This window comes from Saccharopolyspora soli, assembly GCF_022678645.1.
GTDB classification, from domain to species: Bacteria; Actinomycetota; Actinomycetes; order Mycobacteriales; family Pseudonocardiaceae; genus Saccharopolyspora; species Saccharopolyspora soli.
The window spans coordinates 57,765-78,589 of the sequence record NZ_JALBWV010000019.1; the positions used below are offsets into that span (position 1 = coordinate 57,765).

14 protein-coding genes are annotated in these 20,825 nt (G+C 67.9%); 7 read left to right on the plus strand and 7 right to left on the minus strand.

The window, feature by feature from the left end; translation table 11 throughout:
- Window positions 1–60: 60 nt before the first annotated feature.
- Window positions 61–297, plus strand: coding sequence for an HC3 family zinc finger protein (locus MOQ72_RS16485; RefSeq protein WP_242184497.1), 237 nt, complete (start codon window positions 61–63; stop codon window positions 295–297).
- Here the strand turns inward: MOQ72_RS16485 and MOQ72_RS16490 are convergent.
- Genes MOQ72_RS16490 through MOQ72_RS16505 form a run of 4 tightly spaced genes read right to left on the minus strand, consistent with a single transcriptional unit; the run spans window position 294 to window position 12,422 of the window.
- The gene (locus MOQ72_RS16490; protein WP_242184499.1) at window positions 294–4,232 is read right to left on the minus strand and encodes an nSTAND1 domain-containing NTPase; all 3,939 of its coding nucleotides are present in this window, start codon (window positions 4,230–4,232) and stop codon (window positions 294–296) included. The two genes, MOQ72_RS16485 and MOQ72_RS16490, sit on opposite strands and share 4 nt — an antisense overlap.
- A gap of 7 nt (window positions 4,233–4,239) precedes the next feature.
- Window positions 4,240–8,166: an nSTAND1 domain-containing NTPase gene (locus MOQ72_RS16495; RefSeq protein ID WP_242184500.1), complete on the minus strand. Its 3,927-nt coding sequence runs from the start codon at window positions 8,164–8,166 to the stop codon at window positions 4,240–4,242.
- A gap of 9 nt (window positions 8,167–8,175) precedes the next feature.
- Window positions 8,176–12,105 (minus strand): nSTAND1 domain-containing NTPase, encoded by a 3,930-nt coding sequence (locus tag MOQ72_RS16500; RefSeq protein ID WP_242184501.1) that lies wholly within the window; start codon window positions 12,103–12,105, stop codon window positions 8,176–8,178.
- Window positions 12,105–12,422, minus strand: a complete 318-nt coding sequence (locus MOQ72_RS16505; RefSeq protein ID WP_242184502.1) for a CU044_2847 family protein — start codon at window positions 12,420–12,422, stop codon at window positions 12,105–12,107. Before MOQ72_RS16505 ends, MOQ72_RS16500 begins: the two co-directional genes overlap by 1 nt.
- Before the next feature lie 201 nt (window positions 12,423–12,623).
- Here MOQ72_RS16505 and MOQ72_RS16510 point away from each other — a divergent pair, with 201 nt between their 5' ends.
- Window positions 12,624–13,757, plus strand: coding sequence for a glutathione-independent formaldehyde dehydrogenase (locus MOQ72_RS16510; RefSeq protein ID WP_242184503.1), 1,134 nt, complete (start codon window positions 12,624–12,626; stop codon window positions 13,755–13,757).
- 107 nt (window positions 13,758–13,864) lie between these two features.
- Here MOQ72_RS16510 and MOQ72_RS16515 read toward each other — a convergent pair whose 3' ends face one another.
- Window positions 13,865–15,433: an FAD-dependent monooxygenase gene (locus tag MOQ72_RS16515; protein ID WP_242184504.1), complete on the minus strand. Its 1,569-nt coding sequence runs from the start codon at window positions 15,431–15,433 to the stop codon at window positions 13,865–13,867.
- Window positions 15,434–15,551: 118 nt separating this feature from the next.
- Here MOQ72_RS16515 and MOQ72_RS16520 point away from each other — a divergent pair, with 118 nt between their 5' ends.
- On the plus strand, window positions 15,552–16,253 hold the full coding sequence (locus tag MOQ72_RS16520) for a TetR/AcrR family transcriptional regulator (RefSeq protein WP_242184505.1): 702 nt from the start codon (window positions 15,552–15,554) through the stop codon (window positions 16,251–16,253).
- Between the two features lie 162 nt (window positions 16,254–16,415).
- Entirely contained in the window at window positions 16,416–17,039 is a 624-nt protein-coding gene (gene upp / locus MOQ72_RS16525; protein WP_242184507.1) for a uracil phosphoribosyltransferase, read from the plus strand.
- 228 nt (window positions 17,040–17,267) lie between these two features.
- Here upp and MOQ72_RS16530 read toward each other — a convergent pair whose 3' ends face one another.
- Window positions 17,268–17,858 carry a TetR/AcrR family transcriptional regulator gene (locus MOQ72_RS16530; protein ID WP_242184510.1) on the minus strand — a complete coding sequence of 197 codons (591 nt, stop codon included), beginning with the start codon at window positions 17,856–17,858 and terminating at the stop codon, window positions 17,268–17,270.
- Between the two features lie 54 nt (window positions 17,859–17,912).
- Between MOQ72_RS16530 and MOQ72_RS16535 the strand changes: the two genes are divergently transcribed.
- The 3 genes from MOQ72_RS16535 to MOQ72_RS16545 all read left to right on the plus strand — a co-directional run bounded on the left by MOQ72_RS16535 (window position 17,913) and on the right by MOQ72_RS16545 (window position 19,831).
- Window positions 17,913–18,119: a type II toxin-antitoxin system VapB family antitoxin gene (locus MOQ72_RS16535; protein ID WP_242184511.1), complete on the plus strand. Its 207-nt coding sequence runs from the start codon at window positions 17,913–17,915 to the stop codon at window positions 18,117–18,119.
- Window positions 18,120–18,133: 14 nt separating this feature from the next.
- A complete protein-coding gene (locus tag MOQ72_RS16540; RefSeq protein WP_242184513.1) occupies window positions 18,134–18,514 on the plus strand; it encodes a type II toxin-antitoxin system death-on-curing family toxin in 381 nt (126 codons plus the stop codon).
- Window positions 18,515–18,658: 144 nt separating this feature from the next.
- Window positions 18,659–19,831 (plus strand): glycosyltransferase family 2 protein, encoded by a 1,173-nt coding sequence (locus MOQ72_RS16545; protein ID WP_242184514.1) that lies wholly within the window; start codon window positions 18,659–18,661, stop codon window positions 19,829–19,831.
- Between the two features lie 121 nt (window positions 19,832–19,952).
- Here the strand turns inward: MOQ72_RS16545 and MOQ72_RS16550 are convergent, their stop codons facing one another.
- Complete coding sequence (locus tag MOQ72_RS16550) at window positions 19,953–20,288, minus strand: hypothetical protein (protein ID WP_242184515.1); 336 nt, start codon at window positions 20,286–20,288, stop codon at window positions 19,953–19,955.
- Window positions 20,289–20,825: the final 537 nt, after the last annotated feature.

Here is a 20,825-nt window from a genome sequence, read left to right on the forward strand (position 1 = left end):
TTCGACCCCTCCCCGACCCCCGGCCGGGGCCACCGTCTCCTACAAGCCTTGGGAGGCAACGTGTTCGGGTTTCTTCAGCAGCAGGTCGTGGTCGCTTACTGGCGCCCTTTCGACGGCGTACGGCACGGGTTGCATCCGGACCAGCCGCCGTATCCCGGTCAGGAGCGCGAAACGCTGTGCGGGCTGACCATGACCGTCGGCATACCCACGGAGGTCGAATGGCTCGCGCCCACCTGCGAACCGTGCTGGGACGACGCCCGATTCCGCCGCGACGCGGCTTCCCGCCGCGCGGACTAGCGCTCACAAGGTCGAGTGCGGTCGACCCCGCCGGGCAGCATTCCCTCCTCCTGCGCGGTGAAGTCGCGGTCGGCGAAGCGGCACAGGTGCTCGAACCACTCCTCGGGGTCCAGCGGGATGGGGTTTCGCCGACCAGGTGTCTGGTCCGGGAGGAACACGGCACCTTCGACCGCCGGTTCGGCATAGCTGGACAGGAGCTGCACTCCGCCGGAGACCGGGCGCTGCTCGTTCAAGTCCCAGATCCGGATGTCCCCGCCGAGCCCGGTGAAGAGGTAGTGGTCGGAGAACCCGATGATGTTGTTGATATCGGCGTTGATCTCGGCCCGCACTTCCAAGGTGTCCAGGTCGATCACCTTCACGGGACTGGACACCCACTCGGCGGAGGCCGCTGAGCCGTCCGTCGACACAACGGGGTAGCCCACGGCTTGTCCCTCGATGAAGGGGAATTCGCCCACGGGCTTGCGCAGGTTGACGTCCCACACCGCCAGTCGTCCGCCCGACATCACGAGCACTTGCTCGGGATGTCCTGGTCGAGCAGCCAGCGTCGGGTTCTCCGGGAGCCCGCCCCGTGCATTGAACTCCTCGAGTACGAGTGGCGGGGAGGTCTGGGTGCCTGTTCTCAGGTCCCAGAAGGACAACATTCCCCCAACGCAGACCATCAGTCCGCCGTTCGGTCGCGGGAGCATCGAAACATCGGTGTCGTCGTCCATTTCGGACCCTACGTGCCCCGGCGGCAGGGGAAGTTGCAGTTCGTGCTCCAGCACCAGTCCGGCGGTGCGGTACGTGCGCACCCTCGGGCCGATCGCCAGAGCGATTCGCTCGCCCGTGCCGTCGAAGGACAGCTCCACCCTCGTGGTGTCCAACGGCATCCTGCCCGTGTCCGGGACGATCGTCGACGCCAGAACCGCGCCGGAATCGTCCTGCAGGACCAGTTTCAGACCGGCCGGATCGTCGCTGACTGCGGCCCACCGCTTCTTGTCAACCGATGCGGCGCGACGACTGTAGTCCCCGGCCGCAGCGGTGGTCGTCACGGTGCGCACCTCCATCGCAGCGTCCCGACTCGCGATGACGGTCAGCTGGTGGTCGTCGCGCGCGCTGAGCACGAGGTTCTGGAAAGACGCCTGCAACAGCCTGGTGTACATCCGATGCCACGTCGGCCAGTGGATGATCTGCTGGTGTTCGCTGGGCAAAACGTTCGGCGCGTCCAGCAGGAGGTACTGGCCGGTGAGGTCGACGGCGAGGTCGGTTTGGACGTCGGAGCACTGCACGTCCGGCATTTCGCCGATGGTCCGGCCGGTGAGCGGTTCCACTGCGTGCAGGCCGGTGGCATCGCACTGCACCAGCAGCGTTCCGCCTCCGACGAGCAGATGGACGTCGGGATACGCGCCGGTCGGGTAGGTGCGGACGCGCGCGCCGGTGGCGAGATCTCGCACCACGACTGGAAACTGGTACTCGTCGTTGCCCAGGTCGTGGCTTTCCTTGGTGATCAGGTACCGGCCGTCGGGGGAGGGGTGGATCTCCGCGACCGGGTCCTCGCCGGGAATTTCTTCGAACGTCACCTGGCTGGGGAGTTCCCGCATGGTTGCCAGGTCCCACACCCGCACCGGCTGCCGGTCGTCGACCGGTTTGGCGCTGAGGAACCTGCTGTTCCAGCTGAAGTCGACGAAGCTCACGTCGTCCCGCTCCAGGAGCGTGATCGGCTCGTCCGGATTCGTGAGCTCCAGCAACCGCAGACCGGTGCCCGGTCCCTGCGGGTGCACCGCGAGGAACCGGCCGTCCGGGCTCAGCTTCACCTGCGCGGGAGGGGTGTTGGCCGGGTCCACCGGGATTTCGCGATGCCGCGGGTTCGGTCCGTCGAGGTCCCACCACACCGTGGGTCGCTTCGCCCAGTCCTCGGGGTAGATGACCAACACCCGCCCGTCAGCGCTGGCGAAGACCGATCGAACACCCGAGTCCGGCATCAGATCTGGCGAGATGACCCGGTCCACGTCGTGCCAGTACACGCGCTGCTGGAACAGGGCGCCGTAGGCATCGGGGCTGTCGGGTTTCTCCCGGTAGGCGGCCAAGGCCAGTTGCAGTGCTTGGCGCGGATCCACCCCGGCGGCGCGTTCGGAAGCCTGGGCTAGGAGGGCCGCGTTGGTCGTTCGCAACTGATTGTTCGTCCGCACGGCGTAGGTGGCGACCACAGCGGTCAGACCGGCGGCGATCAGCGTCAGCACGAGGGACATCACCGTGATGGTGCGCCAGCGGCGTTGGCTCCTGCGTTGGACCGCCGCACTGTGGCGGATGAAAGTCCGCTGGCCTTCGGGGATGTCCTCGGGGCGGGCTTGGAGCCAGTCGGTGGCTTCGACGAGCGGAGCTGCGGTGAGTTGGCCCTCGGAGTTCTGCAGATCGGTGAGTTTCGCCTGCCAAGTAAGGAAGTCCGCATCCTCGGTGAGCCAGCCGCGCAAGGTCGGCCAGTGGTCGATCAACGCCTGGTGGGGGAGTTCCACGCGCTCGTCGCGGACGACCACGAGCCGTTTCGCCGCGAGTTGCTGGGCGATTTCGCGCAGGTCGTCGAGCTCTTCGAGGTTGGCGCTGCGGCGGGCGTGGCCGCCTTCGCCGTCGGGGCGGGTGAGCCGGGTGAGCAGCCGTCGGGCCTGCTGCCGTGCAACGGGGCGCAGGCTGTCGAGGATTTCATCGGCTCGCCTGCTCAACGCGCCGGGCACGCGGCCGAGCTCTTGGTACGCCTCGTGGGTGAGCCAAACCCCTTGGCGGCGTTGCCAGAGCTGTTCCAGCACCTCGGAGAGCAGGGAAAGCGTGCCGTGACCGGGCGGGCAGTCGTGCAGGATCGCATCGAGCAGCCCGACTTCCAGCGCGAGGCCAGCGGACTCCGCTGGGCGCTCGATCGCTTCCCGCAGCTGTTCGGTCCGCATCGGTTTGACCAGCCAGACCGACTGGTTCAGCTGCTCGGCCGTGTCGGGCGTGATCAGGTCGTCCAGCGAGCGGGAGCGCAGGGTCAGCACGACGCGCAACGGCGCGGGTTCGCCCGGGCGGCGCGGTTGTTCGGTGACGCGCTCGATGACCTCCGCCAGCACGGCCCGCCCCTGTTCGGGATCGGCGACGACCTGTTCTTCGAACTGGTCGAGGAACAGCACCGTGCCGTCGGCTGCCTCTTCGAGGGATTCGACGACCGTCACTCCCTCGCGCTTGAGCCGAGGCAGCAAACCAGCCCGGACCAGCGAGGACTTGCCGCTGCCGGATGGTCCCGCGATGGCCACCATGTCCTGCCGCCGCAGCAGGTCGAGCAATTCGGCGATCTCCGCGTCGCGCCCGTGGAACCGATCGGCGTCGGCTTCCTGGAACGGCTTCAACCCGAGGTAGGGGTTGCGGTCCGAACCGACCCACTCGCGCAGGAACGCCATCGGCACCAGGTGCGCCGTGCTGTCGTCGGAACGCGTCACCACCATGCCGACGACGCCGCGCAGCCGCTCGTCCCAAACCGGTGCCCCGCTGAAGCCGGGCACGATCCGCTGGTGGTGCGGATCCACCGCCATCTGCACCCGACCGGCGCCCTGGTGCCCGGCAATCCTGCCCCGGACCCAGACCCCGTCGGGCTCGACGGCGGTGAACCCGAGGACGCGGAACCGGTGGTCCAACACGTCGTTGTCCAACCGCACCGGGGCCGGACGGACGGCCGACGGCGGGTCGAGCAGCCGCAGGATCGCGACGTCGCTGTCCTCGTCGGCCTCGACGACCTCCACCGCATGACCACCGGAACCGAACAGCGGGAAATCCGCGGTGATCCCGTCCGCCCCGGCCACGACGTGCGCACAGGTCGCGACCAGGTTCCCCGGCAGCACGAACCCGGTCCCCAACAGCGAAGACCCGGCCACCAGCCGCACCACCGAACCGGCGAGCGGTTCGGCCGCGGTCACATCCGGACGCTCGGTCACATCCACCTCACCTGCAGGGCGGTTCGTCGCTCACGCCATCGGGCAGCGAAGCCCGCTCCTGCGGCGTGAAGTCGCGATCGGAGATCCGACAAAGGTCGTAGAACCACGTCTCGGGATCGAGCGGGATCCGTTCGTGGTTGCCGGGGCGGCGGTCGGGTAGGTACGCGTTCCCCTCGACGGCCTGGGCCTCGTAGTTGGTGTCCAGATCCACGGTGGTCAACTTTCTGCTTTCCCTCCAGTCCCAAACCTGGACGCCTGCGGTGCCTTCCTCCGCGAAGAGGTATCTCCCGGCAATCCCGATCAACTGGGAGGTCTGCGCAGGTAGGGACTGCGGCACGGCATCTGATTCCAGGTCGACCACCGCGATCGAACCGTGGATGTCATCCGCCACCGCGGCGACAGCGCCGTCCGTGGACACGACGAACCGGCTGCCGGGTACGGGGTAGGTCCGCAACTGCTCCCCGGTGCCGAGATCCCAGACCGACAGGCCCGAATCGGATTGGGACACAACCTGTTCCGGGTGACCCGGCCGCAGCTCGATCTGCGGTCCGCTGCTCAACGGTTCCCCAGCCGCCGATGCGGCGGTCAACGGCGGGCGCGTCTGCACCCCGGTTCGAACGTTCCAGGACGACACCACGCCCAGATTGCTCACCAAGACTGGGCCGCCCGGAATGGCCCTGACATATGCGTTGCTGGAAGTCCCCTCGTCCGCGCGCCGTCCCGGTGGAACCGGCAGAGCCACGTCCCTTTCGAGCACCAGGTCGTCGGTGCGGTAGATGAACATCCTCGCGTCGATGACCACGAGGACCCGCTCACCGGAGGCGTCGAACGCCACGGCCTGCGGATAGGCCGGAACATTCGTCCTTCGAACGGGCACTCCGCGGGAGTCCAGGAGCACGATCTCGCCCTGGTCCTCGGCCAACCCGCTGGGTGCGTAGCCGTAAGCGACCCATGACTTTCCGTCCGGGCTCTGGGCCAAGAGGTCGCTGCGAACTTGCTGGACTTCGGCCCGTTTGGCGCCGACTGGAATCGAGCTCACCTGCACGGCGCCGTTGCGAACCGAGACCGAGCTCAGCGAGCCGTCCTGGTTCGGCACGAGGAGCGGGGCGGGCGTGACGTCCCACGACCTCGGTACCACCGACTCGGAGAAGTTCGACTCGGCCCCCGTTCGCCACTGCACCGCCGTGCTGATCCCGACGCCGTTCGGATTGTCGTTGAACAGCAAGAACTGCCTGCTGGCGTCTAGGAGCAGGTTGCAGTCCCCAGTCCTGGTGTAGGTCACCGCACCGGTGAAGGAATCGCGGATGTTGAGTCCGCCGTCGGCGCAGGTCGCCACCTGCAAGCCGTCGTCGAGCAGTTCGATGTCGGAGCTCTCGGCCTGCTCGGATCTGCGAATCTCGTTGCCAGTGGCCAGGTCGCGGGCGAACGCCGTGTAGCCCTGGTTACTGTTGGGCATCGTGCCGCTCTGTTCGATCACCACCACCGACCGTCCGTCCGGCGAGGGGTAGAGCGCCTCGGACGGATTTGCACCGTCGTATGCATATCGTGCGGGTTCCGGAATAGACCGGATGTCCTGGAGGTCCCAGAGCAAGATGGTTCTCGGTGAGCCGTCCGGGAAAGCTGGGAGCGCCAGGAATCTGCTGTTGGCGCTGAAGGAAATCGCGTTGGGGTCGGACTCGACCGGTGGGTGCAGGACCATCGGGTCGCTCGCAGATGTGAGATCCCACAGCAGCAGGCCCTGATCGGGGTCGTACTGGGCCAGCAGCCGCCCCTCCTGGGTCAATGCGAACTGCGCCCCCTGCGACGTCGGAATTTGGCGGTGGGAGGCGTTGGCGGTCAACAGATCCGACCACACGACGACCTGGTCGGCGGGGTTCTCCGGCACGAAGATCACCACCCGGCCGTTCGCGCTGGCCAGCGTTTCCGCCACGCCGCGCAGCGGCGGCTCGGTGAGCACGCGATCCACTCCGTGCCAGTACAACCGCTGCTGGAGCAGTGCACCGAGAGCTTCGATGCTGTCGGGCTCTTCCTGCCACGCGGCGAGCGCGAATTGCAGAGCCTCGGACGGATTGGACTCGGTGGCGCTGTTCGAGGCTTCCGCGAGATCCGCTGCGTTGATCAACCGAATCCGCGCATCCAGTTCGACGTTGTTCCTGAAGACCACACCGGCCAGCACTGCGGCCACCAGCATCAACGTGACGGACACCGCCGTGATGGTCCGCCAGCGGGTTCGGTCCCGACGCTGGGTCGCGGTGCTTTGGCGGATGAATTGCCGCTGGACCTCGGGAATGTCCTGGGGCCGTTGGCGCAGCCAGGTCTCGGCCTCGGCCAACGGGGCGTCGCGGAGCAGCCCACCGGAGTCGTGCAGATCTTGCAACTTCGCGTGCCAAGCAAGGAAGTCCGCGTCTTCGGTGAGCCATTCGCGCAGCGTCGGCCAGTGGTCGATGAGGGCCTGGTGCGTGAGGTTGACGTGTTCGTCCTGGATCACCAGCAGGCGTTTGGCTGCGAGTTCGTGGGCGATTTCCTGGAGTGCCGGGTCGAGGTCGGCGAGTTGTGCGTTGCGGCGGGCGTAGCCGCCTTCGCCGTCGTACCGCGTCAACCGGGTGAGCAGGCGTCTAGCCTGCGACAAGCCGCCCGGCCGCAGACTGGCGAGCACATCGTCGGCGCGTTTGCTCAGCGCTCCGGGAACTCTGCCCAGCTGTTGGTAGGCCGCATGCGTGAGCCAAACACCTTGCCGGTGCTGCCAGAGCTGTTGCAACACCTCGGACAGCAGCGCCAGCGTGCCGTGTCCGGGCGGCGAGTCGTGCAGGATGCTTTCCGGGAGACCGACTTCGAAGGCGAGTCCGCCGGACTCCGCAGGTCGCAGGATCGCTTCCCGCCGCTTCTCCGGCCGCATCGGCTTCAGCAGCCACACCGCTTGGTTTAGCTGCTTCGCGGTATCCGGTGTGATCAGGTCGTCCAGCGACCGCGAACGCAGCGTGAGCACCACCCGCAGCGGCGCGGCTTCGCCTGGTCGGCGTGGATGCGCGGCAATCTGCTGGATGATCCGTTCCAGCTTGTCCCGCGCGGCATCCGGGTCGGCGACCACCTCTTCCTCGAACTGGTCGAGGAGCAGCACCGTGCCGCCAGCCGCCAAGTCTTCGACGGGATCATCGGCCCCGAGTTCGACGACCACCGCCCCGGTTCGCCTCAGCCGAGGCAGCAATCCGGCCCGGACCAGCGATGATTTGCCGCTGCCCGATGGCCCGGCGACGGCGACCATGTCTTGCTGCTCCAGAAGCCCCAGCAGTTCGGCGATCTCGTCGTCCCGGCCGTGGAACCGGTCGGCATCGGCTTCCTGGAAGGGCTTCAGACCGAGGTACGGGTTGTGCTCGGAATCCACCCGCTCCCGGAAGAAACCCATCGGCACGAGATGCGCTGTGGTATCGGTGTTCCCGGACCGGGTGACGACCATTCCCACCACGCCGCGCAGCTGCTCGTCCCACACCGGAGCACCGCTGAACCCGCTCGCGATGCGTTCGTGGTGCGGATCCACGGCCATCTGCACCCGGCCAGAACCCTGGTGACCAGTCAGCTTCCCCTCGGCCCAAACGCCTTCCGGTTCCGCTGCGGTGAAACCGGGAACGCGGAAGCGGTGGCCCAGCACCTCGGTGTCGAGTCGCACCGGAGCGGGGCGGACGCCCTCGGGTGGATCCAGCAGCCGCAGGATCGCGACGTCGTTCGTCTCATCGAGCTCGACGACTTCTACGGCGAAGCCGCTGGTTCCCAGCAGCGGGAAGTCGGCCATGACGTCGTCGGCGACGACGTGCGCGCAGGTGGCGATCAGGTTGCCAGGCAGCACGAATCCGGTGCCCAGCAGGACCCGGTCGGTGACGAGCCGAACAAGCGCAGCGGCGAGGGGTTCGGCCGCGGTCAGGTCCGGCCGGTCTGCCATGTCACCTCCCTATTCGCACGGCGGCTCGGTGCTCGCCCCTGCGGGCAGCAACTCCTTCTCCTGGTCGGTGAACTCCCGGTTCGACATCCGGCACAGGTCCCGGAACCAGGCTTCGGGGTCGAGCGGAATCGCGGTCCGGCGGCCTGGAACGTTGGTGACGAGCTCGTTGCCCACGACCGCAAGTGGTGCGTCCGGGTCGGCGAGACGCACGGAGGCCACCCTACGGCGGGCAGACCAGTCCCATGCCTCGAACGCCGCGAGATTTCCAGTGAAGAGGTAGTCGCCGGAGATTCCGACGAGTTCGTCGAACTCCCCGTTCACCCGTGGAAAGGTCTCCCCGTCGTCCAGGTTGACCAGCGAGACCGCCACGCCGTCCAACGCAGCGGCGACCGAGCCGTCCGAGGACACCACCGGCGGGTCTGGGTTGGACAAGATCAACGGCATCGGGAACTCGCGCTGGAGCGTCCGGTTCCGGAAGTCCCACGCCGCCAATGATTCGTCGGACCGCACCAGGATCTGCTCGGGGTGCTGCGGCCGTAGCGTGATGTTGGGGCCGACGGGCAGACGAGCAGGTCTGTCGAGAGGTGTCTGCAACGTCAATGTCGGGGCCGTCTGCGTACCTGTGCGGATGTCCCAGTACGACAGGATTCCTGCCTGGCTCACCAGGGTCTCGCCGGTCGGCGCGGTCAACACGGAAGCGCCGGTGCGGTCCGAGACCTCCGAGGCGTGGCGGCCTTCGGGCAGCGGTAGCTGCACCTCGCGCTCCGGTACGAGCCCGTCAGCGCGGAGGATGCGCAGCGTCGCACCGGTGACCAATAGGACGCGTTCGCCCGACGCGTCGAAGGCGATTCCGCTTGGCCACGGCGAGATGTGGGTGCGCGCCAGTGCGTTCCCGCGTGAGTCCAGAAGTGCGAGCTCGCCGCTTTCGTAGTTGTCTTCGCTTTGGGTGAAAGTGATCCAGCGTTGACCATCGGCGGTCCGAGCGGTCAGCAGCGGAGAAGTAGGCGATGGCCCCGTCGCTTCGAAGTGGTCGTCCGGGGTTGCTTCCACCACCTGCAATGTGCCGGTGCCGCGCAGCGAAAGAATGGATCCGGTGCCGTCGGGTTCCGCGACGACCACCGAGTCTCCGGAGATCAAGGGGTTTTCGACATCCAAATCGCGGAAGACGTGCGGTATCCCGGTGCGCCACGGAACTGCGCCAGCGCCTGTCCTACTGGGCACCAGCAGGTATTGCCCGCTGGCGTCGGGCTTGAACCAGCAGCCCGGCAGCGGGATTTGTTGCGCGGTGGTCGCGCCGGTGAAGGAATCCAGCACCGTCAACGTGTTGTCGGTGCACACACCGAGGCGCGTTCCGTTGCCCAGCAGTTCGCCGCCAAGATCGGTGAACGGGGCGAACGTCCTGATCTCAGCGCCTGTCTCGCGGTCCCGCACGACCGTGCGGTAAACGAAGTCGCCCTGATCGTTGGTCCTGGGTTCGAGGATCACCAGCGCCCGCCCGTCCGGCGACGGATACGCCTCGCTGATCGATGCCGATTCGTAGGTGCGTTCGAAGATCACCTGGCTCGGCAGCTCCCGCATGCTCCCGAGGTCCCAAGCTCGCACCGGTGATCTCAGCGGCTCGCCAAGACCACGGGGCAAGGCGGCCAGGTAGCGGCCGTTCGCGCTGAAGGTGGGAGGCGCGAAATCCAGCTGGGAATCCAACACGATCGGCTCGCCAGCAGGATCGGTGAGATCCCACATCCGCAGGCCCGCATCCTCGCCGGACGCGGCCAACATCCGGCCGTCCGGGCTCAACACGAACTCGTTGCCCGACTCCGGCGTTACCTCGCGATGGATCGGGTTGGGTCCGAGCAGGTTCCACCACACCGCCACCTTCGCGGCGGGGTCTGCGGGTTCGGTGACCACGACGCGCCCGTCCGCACTGGAATGGAGAGTCGTCACGTCACCGAGCAGTTGTGGGGGCAACACCCGGTTCACGCCGTTCCAAAGCATCCGCTGCTGCAGCAGCGCGCCGTAGGCGTCCGGACCGTCCGGGTTCTCCCGCCAGGCGGCGAGCGCGAGTTGCAGCGCCACACCGGGGCTGGCCTCGGTGGCGAGGTTCGCCTGCTGGGCGATCAAGGTGGAGTTGGTGGCGCGCAGTTGGCTGCTGACCTCGGAAGCGCTGGTGATCACGGCCCCGGTGAGGACGGCTGACAGCAGGGTAAGAACGGCCAACACGGCGCTGATGGTGCGCCAGCGGCGTTGGTTTCGGCGTTGCGCCGCGATACTGCGGCGGATGAACGACCGCTGCTGCGCGGGGATGTCCTCCTCGCGCTCGCCGAGCCAACCCGTTGCTTCGGCCAGCACCGCGTCGCGCAGCAGCACCCCGGAGCTCTCCAGATCCTGGATTTTCGCTTGCCAGGTAAGGAAGTCCGCGTCCTCGGTGAGCCATTCGCGGAGTTGGGGCCAGTGGTCGATGAGGGCCTGGTGCGTGAGGTTGACGCGCTGGTCCTGGATCACCACGAGGCGCTTGCTCGCGAGATCGTGCGCGGTTTCCCGGAGTTCCGGGTCGAGATCGGTGAGCTGCACACTTCGGCGGGCGTAGCCGCCTTCGCCGTCGTGGCGGGTCAGCCGGGTGAGCAGTTGGCGAGCGCCCTCCCGTTGGCGTGGGTTCAGCGAACGCAGCGCCTCGTCGGCGGCATTGCTCAACGCGCCCGGCACGCGGCCGATGCTCTCGTATGCCTCGTGCGTCAACCAGCCACCGTGCCGGTGCTGCCAAAGTTGGTCCAAGACAAGGGAAACCAGCGGCAACGTACCCGGCTCGTCCGCCGTGTCGTCCAGGATCCGTTGCACCAGACCGGATTCGAACGCCAGGCCGCCCACCACCGCCGCCGGTTTCTCGATGGCCGCGGCCAGCTGCTCGCGGGACATCGGTTCGAGGAACCACACCGCGCGGTTGAGTTCCGCCACGGTCTCCCGGCTGATCAGATCGTCCAGCGACCGCGACCGCAGCGTCAACACCGCGCGCAGGGGCGCGGGCTCGCCTGCTCGGCGCTGCTGGGTCGCCACCGCTTTGCTGACCGCCGCGAGCTTTTCCCGCGCTGCGGCCGGATCCGCGATGACGGTCTCCTCGAACTGGTCCAGGACCAGCACTGTTCCGGGCGTTGTCGGGATGTCGTCGGTTTGGCCGAGATCGACGACGTCCGCTCCCGCCTGCTTGAGCCGGGGGAGCAACCCCGCGCGCACCAGCGAAGATTTACCGCTACCGGACGGGCCCGCGATGGCGACGATTTCCTGCTGCGCTGCCAACTGGACCAGGCGGTCGATGTCCGCGTCGCGGCCGTGGAACAGTTCCGCGTCTTCCTCCTGGAACGGCCGCAGACCCCGGTACGGATTGCGCGCCGGAGTCGTCCAGGCATCGCCGAGCGCGGTCGTGGGCACCAGGTGCGCTGTGGTCTCGTTGCGCGCGGCGGTGGTGACGACCATGCCGACCACCCCGGCCAGCTCCTCGTCCCAGACCGGGGCGCCGCTGAAGCCCGGTTCGATGTGCCAGTGGTCCGGATCGACCGCCATCTGGATCCGACCCGCGCCCTGCGCGCCGAGCAACCGGCCGGTCACCCAGATGCCGTCCGGCAGGTCGCGCGGGAAGCCGAAGGTGCGGAAGCGGTGGTCGCGCACGCCGCCGGTGATCCGGGCCGGGACCGGCAGCGCGCCCGGCGGCGGATCGACCAGCCGCAGGATTGCCACGTCCAGCTCGTGGTTGCGCTCCAGCACTTCGACGGCGTGATCGGCGCTGCGCAGCAACGGGAAGTCGGCCACCGGCTCGGTCGCGTCGCCGATCACGTGCGCGCAGGTGGCGATCACCTCGGGAGCGATCAGGAAACCCGCGCCGAGCACGTGCGGTCCGTCGCGCAGCCGGACCACCGCCGGGTCGAGCGGGTCCGCAGCTAATCCGCTCATCAGCTCGGGTCGACGCCGGTCCACTCGATGCTGACGTTGAAGTTCGCCTCACCGGCCGACTTGGCCACCGCCAGGTTCGCCTCGCCGGTGACCTTGATGCCGAACTGCACGTTGATCTTGGAAGGCGGCTGGTCCATCGCGCGCAGCTCGCCGAGCACCGCCTCGGCCGCTGAGCGGATGCTGCCCATCGCCCGCTGCACGGTCTCGGAAGCCTGCACGACCCGGCCGGTGCCACCAGCCGGTATCGCACCTTGGCCGTCGGCCGCTTCGATCAGCAGTTCGCCGCCGTCGTTCAACGGCATTTTGACCAGTGGCATGTCTCGGCGCTCCCGAATCCGCGACTGGGGACTTGATCGAAGTTAGCCGAAGATCGGCCGCTGGTGGGCAAGTTCCGGCAACTCCCCGTAGGGCGCTCGTTCGGGTGACGCCCGTCCGTGTCTTGAGTCGCTGGGTGCGGGGTAGCCCGAAGTCGGCATGCACATGGAATTCGCGCGTTTTCCACCCGGAGGTGGTCCGTGATGAAGGCAGTCGTGTACCAGGAACCCTTCTCGGTAGCAATCAACGAGGTGGACCGGCCGACGGTCCAGCACCCCAACGACGTGATCGTGCGCATCACCTCGACCGCCATCTGCGGCTCCGACCTGCACATGTACGAAGGTCGCACGGCCGCCCAACCGGGCATCGTGTTCGGGCACGAGAACCTGGGCATCATCGAGGAGATCGGCTCCGGGGTGGCCAGCCTGAACCGCGGCGACCGGGTCGTGATGCCGTTCAACGTGGCCTGCGGGTTCTGCAAGAACTGCATGGCGGGCGACACCGCGTTCTGCCTGACCGTCAACCCCGGCTTCGCCGGAGGCGCCTACGGCTACGTGGCGATGGGGCCGTATCCCGGTGGGCAGGCCGAATACCTCCGCGTGCCGTTCGCGGACTTCAACTGCCTGAAGTTACCGTCCGACGGCAGCCACGAAGCCGATTTCGTGCTGCTGGCCGACATCTTCCCCACCGGCTACCACGGCTGCGAGCTCGCGAGGGTCTCGCCCGGTGAGAGCGTGGCCGTCTACGGGGCCGGACCGGTCGGGCTGATGGCGGCGTACTCGGCGCTGCTGCGCGGTGCGGCGCGGGTGTTCAGCGTCGACCGGGTGCCGGAGCGGCTGGCCAAGGCGGAGGAGATCGGTGCGACGCCGATCGACTTCTCCAGGGGCGACCCGGTCGAGATGATCAAGGAGCAGACCGACGGGGAAGGCACCGACAAGGGCATCGACGCGGTCGGCTACCAGGCGAAGGTCGGCGACAGCACGAAGGAGGAACCGGCCGTCGTGCTGAACTCGCTGATCGAAACGGTGCGGCCGACTGGGCGGCTGGGCGTGCCCGGCCTGTACGTGCCATCCGATCCCGGCGGACCGGACGCCAACGCGAAGCAGGGGATGCTGCTGGTCTCGATCGGGCGGATGTTCGAGAAGGGCCAGGTAATCGGCACCGGTCAGGCCAACGTCAAGAAGTACAACCGGCAGCTGCGGGACATGATCATCGCGGGGCGGGCCAAGCCGAGCTTCGTCGTCTCGCACGAGCTTTCCCTGACCGACGCACCGGATGCCTACCGAAAGTTCGACCAACGAATCGAGGGCTACACCAAGGTAGTCCTGCACCCGTGAGGTCTTGAGACCTGTATCTGAACTCGTTTTGCGGGGCGGTGCGGGTGGCGGATCCGAAGTCGTGAGTGGTAATGGCCGTTCTAGCAGCCATTACCACTCACGACGCATCAGCGGTCGAGCACGGTGCGGAGCGCCTTTTCCAGTTCGACGGCGGTTCCGGCGCCTTTGCTGCGCCAGGCGATGAAGCGGTCCGGGCGCACCAGGACCGCGCCGTCCGCGCTGACTCCGTACGGCCCGGTCCAGTCACCGGTCACGGCTCCGCCGATCAGGTACGGCCTGAGACGGATCCGGAGGTTGTCGGCCACGTCCTCGGCGTTCTTCGCCCACGCCTCGGATCCGGTCAGCAGTACGAAACCTCGCCCGAATATGTCTATTGTGGACAGTTCGCCGTCGGGAGTGGACAGCGGCACGTGCGGGGCGCGGGAACCCGGTCGGCCAGTCGGCTGGGCGGGGTCTTCGAGGAGTTCGCCGTCGTCGCCCGCTTCGCGGACGATCGCGCCGCCGTGCCGGTAGCCGAAGAACAGCAGGCCCGGATCCTCGATCGGCGGCGTGTCATCAGGCTTGGCCAGGTGCGGCATGTTGCGCACGATGGCGTTCTTGTACTGGTTCTCCGCGATCAGCTCGGCCACCGGTCGCCGCTCGACGTCGTGGCTGTCCAGCAACCCCGGTCCCGCCTCGCCCCGGATCACCGCGGCGAGCTTCCACGCCAGGTAGAAACCGTCCATCAGCGCCGTGTTGCCGCCCATCCCGCCCTGCGGCGGCATGGTGTGCGCGGCGTCGCCGACGAGGTGCACCCGCCCGGAGCTGAACCGGTCGGCGATCCGCATGCTGCTCACCGTGGTGTCCGCGAGCAGGATCTCGACCGCCAGTTCGGGCACGCCGGTGACCAACCGGATCTGCTCCAGGCTGCGCTGCTCGGTGAAATCGGCCAGGCCCTCCCGCTGCGGGTCGTAACCGACGCCGACCACGAACCGGTCCGGGTCGTCGGTGCTGGCCAGCACGCCGGTTCCGCCGGAGAGCAGCGGATTCTGCAGGTAGTACATGACCTGGCGGTCGCCGACGACGGACGAGAGATCGGCACGCACCAGCCACTGGATCCCGTGCCCCAGGGTGCCGCGGCCGTGGGTGCCGATTTCGAGCTGGTCGCGGATCGGGCTGCGATGGCCGTCGGCGGCGACCAGGTACTGCGCCCGCACGGTGGTCTGCTCGCCGGTGGCCACGTCGCTGAGCAGTGCGCGAACCCCGGACTCGTCCTGCTCGAACGATTCCAGCTTGGTGGCGAAGCGGATCTCGGCGCCCAGTTCGCGGGCCTGATCGACCAGGATGCGTTCCGCGTTCGCCTGGCTGACATCGGCGGAGCCCGCCGGAGTCAGGTGGTCGAGCCGCAGGAAGGTGTCGTGCAGGATCTCGCGGTACACCGGACCGCTGGCGCTTTCCGCGATGCGCAGCAGGAATCCCTGGGACTTCGGGGAGGCGGCGGTGAAGGCGGCTTCGAGACCGGCCAGCCGCAACGCCTCCATGGTGTGTTGCTGCTGGCCGCGCGCCTTCGGGTGGGTGGAGGTGCTCTCGTGCCGCTCCACCACCAGCGATGGCGTGCCGTGCAGGCCGAGGAAAACCGCGGTGGACAGGCCGGACAGCCCGGCGCCGACGATCAGGACGCGCGTTTGCTCCGACATCGGTGACCCCCTCTGTGTGAACAGTGTTCGTGATGGACGAACGCTGTTCTACTCACGAACAGTGTTCGCGTCAAGTACGGTGTTCGCCAGATTCGCGTGATTGAGGAGGCGCCCACCGATGTCCGTGCCCGTCCCGCCCTGGCAGCAGCGAGCCGCGCGCAACCGGCCGGTGAAGCAGTCGCTGAGCCTGGAGCTGATCGTGCGCACCGCGCTCGACCTGCTCGACGGCGAAGGGCTGGATGCGGTCAGCATGCGCAAAGTCGCGCAGCGGCTCGGCACCGGCGCGGCCTCGCTGTACGCCTACGTCCACAACAAGGACGAGCTGCACGAGCTGATGCTCGACCTGGTGATCGGCGAGATCGAAGTGCCGGAACTCGATCCGCAGCAGTGGCAGGAGCAGCTCAAGGATCTGGTCCGCCAGCAGGTCCAAGTGCTCACCGCGCACCCCGGCATCGCCCAGGTCGTGATGCGCACGCCCGCACCGACCGGGCCGAACGCGCTGGTCATCTCCGAGGCGATGCTGGCCATCCTGCACTCGGCCGGGCTGCCGGACCGAGTGGTGGCCTTCGCGGTCGACATCCTCGCCCTGTTCGGCACCGCGGTCGCCATGGAACGCAGCGCGGACTTCGGGCTGAGCGATGCGGAACGCGACGAGCGGATGCGCCAGGTCCAGCAGTACTTCTCGGAACTCCCGGCGGAGCGCTTCCCGACCATGGTCGCGATGCTGCCCGCGCTGATGTCCGGCGACGCCGACGAGCGCTTCGAGTTCGGCCTGGACCTCCTGGTCCAGGGCATCGCCACCCACGCACCATCCAAGTGAGGTGAAGGGCACCTTTTACCAACTGACTTGGTAAAAGGTGCCCTTCACCTCGCCTTCATCGAGTGAACCGGCGGGTGCGGCGCTTGTGGACGGGATCGGTCGGGGCGCCGTGCTGAGCAGGGGTAACGTGTTGGCGAGGTTCGGCCGTTACTGTTGTCGGTCATGGATGTTCGGGTCGTGGACCACCCCCTGGCGAAAGCAAGACTGTCCACAATGCGCGATGCGCGCACCAACAGCGCCGCATTCCGGGCCGCATTGCAGGAACTCACGCTGATGCTCATCTACGAGGCCACTCGGGACGCCGAGGTCTCGGTGCAGCCGATCCACACGCCGGTCGCGCGCACCAACGGCTACCGGCTGGCGAACCCGCCGCTGCTGGTGCCGGTGCTGCGGGCCGGTCTGGGCATGGCGGACCAGGCGCACCGGCTCATCCCGGAAGCCCAGATGGGGTTCGTCGGGCTGGCCCGCGACGAGGAGACCCTGCGGCCCACGCCGTACATGGAGTCGCTACCGGTCGACCTGGCCGGACGTCCGGTGTTCGTGCTGGACCCGATGCTGGCCACCGGCGGCTCGATGCTGCACACGATCAGCCTGCTGGTCGACCGGGGTGCCAGCGATGTCACGGCGATCTGCACGCTGGCCGCGCCGGAGGGGATTCAGCGGCTGGAGGAGTCCGGGCTGCCGGTGCGGGTGGTCACCGCGAGCGTCGACGACCGGCTCAACGAGTCGGGATTCATCGTGCCGGGCCTCGGCGATGCGGGAGATCGGGAGTACGGCGCGGTGTGAGCCGCCCGCAGCAGCACATTGCGGCCGAACAGGCGCTAGCTGGTCTAGACCTGATTGGAATATGGTCTATACCACGTTCCGAGGTTCGCAAGCAGATCCAGGAGTCGCCATGTCCGCTCGAAGAAGCCGCCGCTTCCCGTTCCAGTCGTGAGTGGTTGTGGCTGCACGAACGACCAGGGTCACTCACGACCGCGCTGGCCCCGAGTAGCCAACCCCCGTCGCTCGGGGTCAGCGCCTCCAACCCGCGATGCTGTTGCGCAACGCTCGTTCGTAGCGAGCACCGCGATCGTCACCGGCGGGCGCCGAGCCGCTGAGCTCCAGCGAAACCAGGCCGTGCACGAGCGCCCACGCCGCGAAGACGAGCTCAGCCGGATCGGCGTCGACCACCGCGCCGTCCGCGATCGCCCGGTCGACGGCCTCCCGCAGCGGCCGCATGCTGCGCAGCGCCTGCTCCAGCGCCTGCTCGTCGGGAATGAAATCCGGGACCGCGTGGCCGAACATGATCGAGTAGAAGTGCCGGTTGGCCAGCGCGCTGTCCCGGTAGGCGAGGCCGAGCGCGGTCAGGTCCCGCACCGGATCGTCGGTGCGCGGCACCTGCTCCATCCGGTCGCAGAGCCGCCGGAATCCCTCCACGTACAGTTCGCGCACCAGTCCCGGCTTGCCGCCGAACAGCGAGTACACCGCCGTCGTCGAGGTGTCCACGTCCGCGGCGAGGCGGCGCAGGCCCAGTCCCTCGGGCCCGTGCGCGGACAGCAACTCCCCTGCTCTGTCCAGCAGACGGGTGCGCAGGGCTTCGTCGTGCACTCGCGGTCTCGCCACCGACCGAAAGTATCGTCTTTTACCAAGTGGTATCAGCGCGATACCATCTAGCGCATGGCCATGACCTTGCGCCTCACCGAAGAAGAGAACCATCGGCTCGCCGAGCTCGCGGCGGCCGAAGGCCGGTCCAAGCAGGAGGTCGTGCGCAGTGCGCTGGCCGATCGCTGGGCGCGTCAGCAGCGGGAACAGCAGCTGGAGGACGTCGTGCAGCGGGTGCTGCCGCGATATCGGGGATTGTTGGAAAAGCTCGGCCCCGCATGATCGACTATTGACCGGTGACCGTTTATCTCGACACGTCCGACCTGCTCCTGCTCGCCACCGCGGTTGCCGACGGCGACCTGATGGTGCGGGACAGCGGACTGCTTGACGCGGCGGCGTACCGGCCGCGCGCGGAAGTCCTCGGCGTACCGGCGTACGAAACCCTGTGGCTGAAGTCGGCCGCGTTGCTGGATTCGATCGTGCGCACCCGGCCGTTGGCCGAGGGCAACTGGCGGCTGGCCTGGGTGGCCGCGGTGGCGATGTGCGATGTCAACGGCTGGTGGGTGGAGGCCGACGACGACGCGGCGCTGGTGCTGGTCCGCGAGGTCGGCCGCGACCTGCGGGAACTGCCCGAAGTGGCGGACCACCTGGAACGCTGGGCAAAGCCGAAGGTCTGACCTCTTGTCTCCGCTTTTTGAAGCGGCGCAGCCGCACCGCCACGCAGGACGAGTTCAGCGTCAGCTTGTGATTTGCGCAGAGTTCAAAACGAATTCGTGCCGTTGAACGGAGTCGTTCAGGGCGCTTCGTGGCACGCTGTGGCGGTGGTTTCACCGAGACAAGGCACGAGCTGGATACCGATGCTGCTCGGTGTTGCGGTCGCCGGAGTGCTGATCCGCAGCGCGCGCACCATTCTGCAAACGCGGACCATCGTCCCGCTGCACGAGCCGCAGTCCGCCGCGGTCCTGCCGCCGAGGGTCACAGTGGTCGTACCAGCCCGCAACGAGGCCGCGGTGCTGGCCGGTTGCCTACGCGCGATCAGTGCGCAAACCCATGGCGGGCAAGGGGATTCGCCGCTGCGCGTGGTTGTTGTGGACGACGGTTCGACCGACCGGACCGGGGAGATCGCCCGCGCGCACGCCGACGCGGATCCACGCGTGGCGGTGGTCCGGGTGGACGCGCCGCGACCAGGGTGGAGCGGCAAGGTGCACGCGATGCACGTCGGGGTGGAGCAGGCCGGGCCGCCGGAGGCAGGTGAATGGTTGCTGTTCGTCGATGCCGACACGGTGCTGGCTCCCGACCTGCTCAGCAGGCTGCTGGCCACCGCCGAAGCGGTCGACGCGGACCTGGTGTCGACGCCCGGCGGCCCACCGCCGCGGCACTCCGCGACCTGGCCGCTGCTGATGCCGCCGGGGTTGCAGTTGATCGGCGAGAACGCCGCGCCGGACGGTCGCGGGCGCAAGGCATTCGCGATCGGCCACTGCATCCTGCTGCGCCGCTCGCACTACGACAAGATCGGCGGCTGGGCCGCCTTCGCGGCGCAGCGCAACGAAGATGTCGCGATCGCCACCGCCGTGCGGGACCACGGTGGCAGCACCCGCACCGTGGACGGGTTGGACCACATCACGACCAGCGGCATGGACCCGTTCCGGCAGGGCTGGGCGTCGTTCCGGAAGAGCTTCGTGGCCGGTACCCGAGGCTCGGTACCGCTGTTGACCGGTATCGGGTTCGGACAGATCGCGATGTCGCTGGCCGCTCCGGCCGCGGTCGCGTTCGGCTGGCACAAGGGCCGTCCGGTGCTGACCGCGCTCGGGCTGGTCGGCTGGTCGGCGCAGAGCGCCGCACATGCCCGGACCGCGAAGTTCATGCGCGCGAACCAGTGGCTGGCGCCGTTGGCACCGGTCAGCGGCACGTTGTTCGGGGTGTTGCTCCTCGACGGCGCGGTGCGCGCGGTACGTGGTGCGACGAGTTGGAAGGGCCGCCGGACCAAGTTCTGAAGCGCTGGCACGACAGTGGCCCGTCCGGCGTTCGGACGGGCCACTGCGGCGGTCAATCGTTCGGTTTTGCGGTCAGGTCTGTCAGCACGAGCGCCAGGTCGTCGTCCTGGTGGAACAGTCCTCAGCCGACGGCGTCGCTTTGCAGCCTCCGCAAGGCAATCGGTGCGCCCGCTAGGTCTTCCTCGTTGCAGAGCAACTTCAGGTCGTAGTAGGGGGCGCCTTCGCGGTCGTCGTAGTCCAGGTGGACTGCGATGACATCGATGGGTTCACCAAGCCAGTCCTGCGCTTGGCGGAGCCATTGGGCGGACCGCTCCAGGGCGGTCGGTAGGTCGTCGTCGCGGAACTCGACAGGTCGGTACGGAACGCCCTGAACCTGATCGTGCGGACCGGGGGGCTGTGGGAGATCCACGGAGACGCCGGAGTCGTCGAGTTCGAGTCGGATCGCTTCCTCACTCACCGTCGCAGGGTAACCCCTGGAGGCGGTGGAATGCTGCCGGAGGGCCTGCGCAGTTGTCGTGAATTCCGCTCTTGGAGAGTGCGCGGAGTGGCTTGCGGGGCGGTGCGGGTGGCGGAACCTCAGACGCCGTCTCGGTCCGGGATCCCCGACATCATGTATGCCAACCACGTCGTGGCTGTCCGCCCGGCACGACGTCTGAGAACCCGCAGCGGTGCCGGTTGCGAGGGTGGGAGGAAGCAGCACCGCCGCTTGCCTGACGACCCCCTCGGCACACCCAATCCGCGCGAGTTCTTGGCGGTTGGTGCCCTCCGTCCGATTACCATGCGCGAGAGTCCGTGGCGCCCTGAACATCGCACGTTGATGAGGGAAGGCGGGCTTTGCCCAGGGCGCCACGGGTGTCGTCAAGGGGCGCGCCCCGACGACACGATCAGGTTACTCCGGGCTCGCCGACCAAGATCAACTGGGGTTCGGCCTGGTGGTGAACACCTGCCAGGGCGTCGGAACGCGCTGGAACGGCTCCCCGATTTCGTCGCTTGA